This window comes from Streptomyces sp. GSL17-111, assembly GCF_037911585.1.
GTDB lineage: Bacteria > Actinomycetota > Actinomycetes > Streptomycetales > Streptomycetaceae > Streptomyces.
The window spans coordinates 2,648,321-2,655,000 of record NZ_JBAJNS010000001.1 but is presented as its reverse complement, the minus strand read 5'-3'; the positions used below and the strand labels follow the sequence as shown (position 1 = coordinate 2,655,000).

At 64.6% G+C, this 6,680-nt stretch carries 5 protein-coding genes and 2 rRNA genes (1 of these 7 cut by a window edge); 4 read left to right on the top strand and 3 right to left on the bottom strand.

All coding sequences use genetic code 11. The features are described 5' to 3' along the window. The 3 genes from V6D49_RS11655 to V6D49_RS26220 form a co-directional block, all read left to right on the top strand. Positions 1–2,214 (top strand): 23S ribosomal RNA (locus V6D49_RS11655) (it extends 912 nt beyond the left edge of the window). Between the two features lie 103 nt (positions 2,215–2,317). Next, positions 2,318–2,434: ribosomal RNA gene (gene rrf / locus V6D49_RS11650) — 5S ribosomal RNA — on the top strand. 7 nt (positions 2,435–2,441) lie between these two features. Beyond that, the gene (locus tag V6D49_RS26220) at positions 2,442–2,804 is read left to right on the top strand and encodes a transposase (protein WP_445330507.1); all 363 of its coding nucleotides are present in this window, start codon (positions 2,442–2,444) and stop codon (positions 2,802–2,804) included. Here the strand turns inward: V6D49_RS26220 and V6D49_RS11640 are convergent. Beyond that, complete coding sequence (locus tag V6D49_RS11640) at positions 2,760–3,164, bottom strand: DUF6188 family protein (protein WP_340559363.1); 405 nt, start codon at positions 3,162–3,164, stop codon at positions 2,760–2,762. The two genes, V6D49_RS26220 and V6D49_RS11640, sit on opposite strands and share 45 nt — an antisense overlap. A 68-nt stretch (positions 3,165–3,232) precedes the next feature. On the opposite strand from V6D49_RS11640, the gene V6D49_RS11635 reads away from it, so the two are divergent. Further along, a complete protein-coding gene (locus tag V6D49_RS11635) occupies positions 3,233–3,658 on the top strand; it encodes a DUF1801 domain-containing protein (RefSeq protein ID WP_340559361.1) in 426 nt (141 codons plus the stop codon). A gap of 22 nt (positions 3,659–3,680) precedes the next feature. Here the strand turns inward: V6D49_RS11635 and V6D49_RS11630 are convergent, their stop codons facing one another. Beyond that, a complete protein-coding gene (locus V6D49_RS11630) occupies positions 3,681–5,228 on the bottom strand; it encodes a type VI secretion protein (RefSeq protein WP_340559359.1) in 1,548 nt (515 codons plus the stop codon). A gap of 1 nt (position 5,229) precedes the next feature. Continuing rightward, positions 5,230–6,675, bottom strand: coding sequence for an ATP-binding protein (locus V6D49_RS11625; RefSeq protein WP_340559357.1), 1,446 nt, complete (start codon positions 6,673–6,675; stop codon positions 5,230–5,232). Between the last annotated feature and the right edge of the window lie 5 nt (positions 6,676–6,680).

Genomic DNA, 6,680 nt, shown 5'->3' with positions numbered 1-6,680 from the left:
CTGGTTCTCCCCGAAATGCATTTAGGTGCAGCGTCGTGTGTTTCTTGCCGGAGGTAGAGCACTGGATAGGCGATGGGCCTTACCGGGTTACTGACCTTAGCCAAACTCCGAATGCCGGTAAGTGAGAGCACGGCAGTGAGACTGTGGGGGATAAGCTCCACGGTCGAGAGGGAAACAGCCCAGAGCATCGACTAAGGCCCCTAAGCGTGTGCTAAGTGGGAAAGGATGTGGAGTCGCAGAGACAACCAGGAGGTTGGCTTAGAAGCAGCCATCCTTGAAAGAGTGCGTAATAGCTCACTGGTCAAGTGATTCCGCGCCGATAATGTAGCGGGGCTCAAGTACACCGCCGAAGTCGTGTCACTCCAGCATGACGGCTAACGCCGGCTGGGGTGGGTAGGGGAGCGTCGTGTGCCGGGTGAAGCAGCACTGGAAGGTAGTTGTGGACGGTTCACGAGTGAGAATGCAGGCATGAGTAGCGATACAAGAGTGGGAAACTCTTGCGCCGATTGACTAAGGGTTCCTGGGTCAAGCTGATCTGCCCAGGGTAAGTCGGGGCCTAAGGCGAGGCCGACAGGCGTAGTCGATGGATAACCGGTTGATATTCCGGTACCCGCTGTAGAGCGTCCAACACTGAATCTTCTGATGCTAAGGCCGTGAAGCCCCCTGTGCAGTTCTTTGAACTGTGTGGGTGTGGTGGAGCCGCTGACCCGAGGGGGTAGTAGGTGAGTGATGGGGTGACGCAGGAAGGTAGTCCAGCCCGGGCGGTGGTTGTCCCGGGGTAAGGGTGTAGCCCGAGAGATAGGCAAATCCGTCTCTCATGAGGGTGAGACCTGATGCCGAGCCGTTGTGGTGAAGTGGATGATCCTATGCTGTCGAGAAAAGCCTCTAGCGAGTTGTACGGCGGCCCGTACCCTAAACCGACTCAGGTGGTCAGGTAGAGAATACCGAGGCGTTCGGGTGAACTATGGTTAAGGAACTCGGCAAAATGCCCCCGTAACTTCGGGAGAAGGGGGGCCTCTTCTGGTGATGAGTCTTGCACTCTGAGCTGGGGGTGGCCGCAGAGACCAGCGAGAAGCGACTGTTTACTAAAAACACAGGTCCGTGCGAAGCCGTAAGGCGATGTATACGGACTGACGCCTGCCCGGTGCTGGAACGTTAAGGGGACCGGTTAGCTCTGTTTCGACAGGGCGAAGCTGAGAACTTAAGCGCCAGTAAACGGCGGTGGTAACTATAACCATCCTAAGGTAGCGAAATTCCTTGTCGGGTAAGTTCCGACCTGCACGAATGGCGTAACGACTTCTTGACTGTCTCAACCATAGGCCCGGTGAAATTGCAGTACGAGTAAAGATGCTCGTTTCGCGCAGCAGGACGGAAAGACCCCGGGACCTTTACTATAGCTTGATATTGGTGTTCGGTTCGGCTTGTGTAGGATAGGTGGGAGACTGTGAAGTCATCACGCTAGTGGTGGTGGAGTCGTTGTTGAAATACCACTCTGGTCGTGCTGGATGTCTAACCTGGGTCCGTGATCCGGATCAGGGACAGTGTCTGGTGGGTAGTTTAACTGGGGCGGTTGCCTCCTAAAGAGTAACGGAGGCGCCCAAAGGTTCCCTCAGCCTGGTTGGTCATCAGGTGGTGAGTGTAAGTGCACAAGGGAGCTTGACTGTGAGACTGACGGGTCGAGCAGGGACGAAAGTCGGGACTAGTGATCCGGCGGTGGCTTGTGGAAGCGCCGTCGCTCAACGGATAAAAGGTACCCCGGGGATAACAGGCTGATCTTCCCCAAGAGTCCATATCGACGGGATGGTTTGGCACCTCGATGTCGGCTCGTCGCATCCTGGGGCTGGAGTCGGTCCCAAGGGTTGGGCTGTTCGCCCATTAAAGCGGTACGCGAGCTGGGTTTAGAACGTCGTGAGACAGTTCGGTCCCTATCCGCTGTGCGCGTAGGAGTCTTGAGAAGGGCTGTCCCTAGTACGAGAGGACCGGGACGGACGGACCTCTGGTGTGCCAGTTGTTCTGCCAAGGGCATGGCTGGTTGGCTACGTTCGGAAAGGATAACCGCTGAAAGCATCTAAGCGGGAAGCCTGCTTCGAGATGAGGGCTCCCACCCACGTGATGGGTTAAGGCTCCCGGTAGACGACCGGGTTGATAGGCCGGATATGGAAGCCTAGTAATAGGTGGAGTTGACCGGTACTAATAGGCCGAGGGCTTGTCCATAGTTGCTTGCGTCCACTGTGTAGGTTCTGAGACAGCAAACTGTCGAAGCCCGCTCCCCTGCTAAATGGGGGTGTGGGGTTTCCGGTTGTGTGTTTCATAGTGTTTCGGTGGTTATAGCGTTAGGGGAACGCCCGGTTACATTCCGAACCCGGAAGCTAAGCCTTTCAGCGCCGATGGTACTGCATGCGGGAGTGTGTGGGAGAGTAGGACGCCGCCGAACAAATTGTGTGGGGAAGCCCCGTTGGACCTGGTCCAACGGGGCTTTTCCGCGTGGTACGGCAGCAGGTTTTCCGGACGCCGGGCCGTATCCGGTCGGTTGCAGGGAAACGGGCAGTAAGCAGCACCTGATCTGCGACGGACGTGGCACCCCGCTCAAAGTCATCATCACTGCCGCCAACGTCAACGACGTCACCCTGACTCTCGTCCTGGTAGACGGCATCCCACCGGGGGGACGCCTCGACCTGCACGACGCACTGGTCTGCCTTGCCTGCAGCCTCATCTGCTGGAGGATGACTCAAGAAAACGGGGGTCGTCTGAGCTGGCGCTCAAGCCTGTGGCCGGTTGGGCATTCTCACGCCGCCACCGGGTAGCGAACTGATGAAGTAGCTGCCTCGCAGGCCGATGATCCAGCCGAAGGCACTGGAAGAAACGGGTACGTTCAAGCGCCACCCGCTGGCGAAGCGCACTCGCAGGCTGCCCGAATCAGCTGCGTGGACCTCAGCGACTACCTGATCGATCAACTGCGGAAGTCGGTCGAGGTTGATCCGTGCGGAGGCATGGAAGAGCAAGGACTCGCTGTCCGTTGTCAGCTTGGCGGGACTGTGGACCTCTACCTGGTTCGAACCGGCGTGCAGTCGCAGGACGCTGCCGATGATCACCTCGCCGATGCCAATCCCACGCATCGAGCGGATGTCCCAGCCGTCTTCCAGGCGGTTGATCCCGTTCTCCATGCCGCCAGGCTACGGACTCCGGCCGTCATGGCCGCGCAAGAGCGTGTTGGGGCCCTATGGTGAGAAGCATGGTGCAACCGCCCCCTCATGAGCCGCGACTGCTGTCCGGCGGCAACCCGCAGATCCCGAAGGGTGACGGCCCTGCGGCCGTGCAGGCCTACCTCGACGCGATGCCGGGCTGGAAGCGGGACGTGGGGAGGCGCCTGGACGCGCTCGTCGTGCGCACGGTCCCCGACGTGCGCAAAGCCGTGCGCTGGAACTCGCCGTTCTACGGCGTTGAGGGCGACGGCTGGTTCCTCAGCTTCCACTGCTTCACGCGGTACGTGAAGGTCACCTGGCTGAACGGCTCCTCCCTGGACCCTCGCCCGCCGGGTGCATCCAAACACGATCAGGTGCGGTACCTCGACATTCACGAGGACGATGTGCTCGACGAGGAACTACTGGAGAGCTGGATCCGTCAGGCCGTTGAGCTTCCCGGGGACCCGCTTTTCTGACCGTGTCGACTCCCGGCGATGGTCAGGATGACGCGTTGATACGAGCCAGGTGGCTCTGCGCGAGTTGCGGCCAGGAGGCACGGGCCTGGGCGGCGGAGCGCAGATAGGCCAGGGTGTGGATGCCCAGTTCCTCGCCGTCGGTGAGCAGGGCCGGGAGGTCTGCGAGTGGGACGACGGCCGCCGGGTTGTCCAAAATGACGGACATTGGTGGGTCGAGCCGACCGGAGGATGACCGTGCGGCCATGCGCCGGCCGTGCTCGACCACGCTAGCGGTGAGCGCTGTGACGAGCGGTACGATCCCGACATCGCGGCGGGGGGCCTCGACGTCCGCGCCCACGATGTAGAGCGTGCCCACTTGCGCCCCGAAGGATTCCAGCACGACGGAATCGTTGCGCGAACCGGCGCAGGCGTTCCGCACCTGCACCTGACGCAGTGCCGCCAGGGCTCGGCCGATCAACGCATGGGCCAGGTCACGCCGTTCCGCATGGCCGGTCAAGGTGGCTTCGAGTTCTCCCGCAGCTCCCGAAGCCGCCTCCGGGTGCCGACGGAGCACGCGCACAGCGTCTGCGGTGGACGTCCCGGTGGCCCAGCGGTGCACCGACCTGAAGGGCTTGCCGGAGACGTCGGCGGCGTGCAGACAGCAGCGCAGCAGCGTTTCGGCGGCGTGATGGACGGCCACGTCCCCCGAGGCCGGGCTCCGTACCGGAGTGAGGAGGGCGGCGGCCCGCCGACGGGCGACGACGGGGTCGGAGCAGCCCTCTTGGGGTGCCCAGCGCAACCGGACGGGGGCGTCCGTGACATGCGAGGGGTCGTAGACGAGCGTGGGGCCGAGTTTGCCGCGCGCCCCGACCGTGTCGGCCCACAGGCGTGGGTCGGCGGTCACCACGACGGCAGGGCCCTCGGCCGCGGCGAGTGCTTCGGCAGGGTCGGCGTTCCTGCGTAGGAGGACCGCGGAGGGAGCGCCCGGGCCTTGCGGGTGCGTCGCCGCGTGCGCGGTGTCGGCCCCCGGGGCCGAGAGGGCTGTGGACCGAGGGGATGCTGCGTGCCCGGTGAGAACCCCTGCTGGCGGTGTCGGCTCCTGTACGGGGAGGTGCGAGGCGGGCGCTTCCTCGTGCCGACGCGTCGGAAGAGAGCTCTCCGGAACCGGTACCCCACGGTCGTGCCGCGCCGCATCCCGCGCGAGCCGGCGGGCGCGACGTCGTGCCTTTCGACGGGCCAGGGACATCAACGCGGCGAGCGTCAGGACGGACAGGACCATGATCTCGCTGATCAGCAGACCCCAGAAGAGACCGGGCCCGGGCAGGGCCGCCGGGTCGGCCTCGGGCCAGGCGGCGGCCAGGTCCGCGGGGTCGGTGACGAGGGCGCGCAGGGCCAGTGGGGTCCTGGGGAAGGAGACGCGCTCCGGCCAGGCCCCGTGTGTGAGCAGCCCGGCCAGCCCGAGCGCCGTCCAAGCCAGTACGGTGACGGACAGCAGCAGCGCGAGCAGGCCGATCAGGAGACCGTCCGGAACACCACCGCCGGGCTTGCGGCCCGGCCCGGCCGGACCGACCGGGCCGGCGTAGCCGGGCACGTCAGGCCACCGTCCCATCCACCCGGCTGAGCCGGTCGAAGCGGCTCGCCCGGGATTCCGCCTCCTGTTCCAGCGCGTGATCCAGGTCGCCCATGCCTCCCTGACCGGAGCCCGGCTCCGCGTCCTCCTCGTCCCGAGTGGAGGCTTCGGTCATCGCGCGGTCGGTGAAGACGAGGGGGCGTTCGGCCTCGGTGATGAGGTGCTTGACCACCTGGACGTTGCCGTTGACGTCCCATACGGCGATACCCGGGGACAGGGTCGGGATGATCTCCACCGCCCAGCGCGGCAGGCCGAGCACCTGACCGGTGGCGCGGGCCTCATCGGCCTTCTGTGCGTAGACGGTCCGGGTCGAGGCCATCTTCAGGATCGCCGCCGCCTCGCGGGCCGCAGCGCCGTCCACGACGTCCGACAGGTGGTGGACGACGGCCACGAACGACAGGCCGAGTCGACGTCCGAACTTCAGCAGCCGCTGGAAGAGCTGCGCGACGAAGGGGCTGTTGATGATGTGCCACGCTTCCTCCACCAGGAAGATGCGCTTCTTGCGGTCCGGCCTGATCCACGTGTGTTCGAGCCAGACTCCGACGATGGCCATGAGGATCGGCATGGCGATCGAGTTGCGGTCGATGTGGGACAGGTCGAAAACGGTCAGCGGCGCGTCGAGATCGATACCGACGGTCGTGGGGCCGTCGAACATGCCGCGCAGGTCGCCGTCCACGAGGCGGTCCAGCACGAGGGCGACGTCCAGGCCCCAGGCGCGGACGTCCTCAAGCGCGACGTTCATCGCGTGTGCCGACTCGGGCTCGGGGTGGCGGAGCTGCTCGACGATGTCGATCAGTACGGGCTGCCGGTCGGCGACGGTGGCGTTGACGTAGGAGTGCGCCACCTTGAGCGCGAACCCGGCTCGCTCGTCGAGCCCGTGGCCCAGTGCCACTTCGATGATGGTGCGCAGGAGGGCGAGCTGGCCGGTCGTCGTGATGGCCGGGTCCAGCGGGTTGAGGCGGATTCCCTGGTCGAGGGCGGCCGTCGGGTCGAGGCGGACGGGGGTGATGCCCAGCTCTTCCGCGATGAGGTTCCACTCGCCGACGCCGTCCTCGCCCTGGGCGTCGAGCACGACGACCTGGCGGTCCCGGAAACGCAGCTGCCGCAGCACGTACGTCTTCTCCAGCGCCGACTTGCCGTTGCCGGACTCACCCAGCACCAGCCAGTGCGGGGCCGGGAGCTGCTGGCCGTAGAGCTGGAACGGGTCGTAGATGTAGCCCTTGCCGCTGTACACCTCACGGCCGATGATGACGCCCGAGTCGCCCAGCCCGGGTGCGGCGGTGGGGAGGTAGACGGCCTGCGCCTGACCCGTCGAGGTGCGGACGGGCAACCGCGTCGTCTCCGTTCTGCCGAAGAGGAAGCTGGTGAAGGCATCGGTCACGGTGGAGAGCAGGTCAAACGCGGCCATGGGGG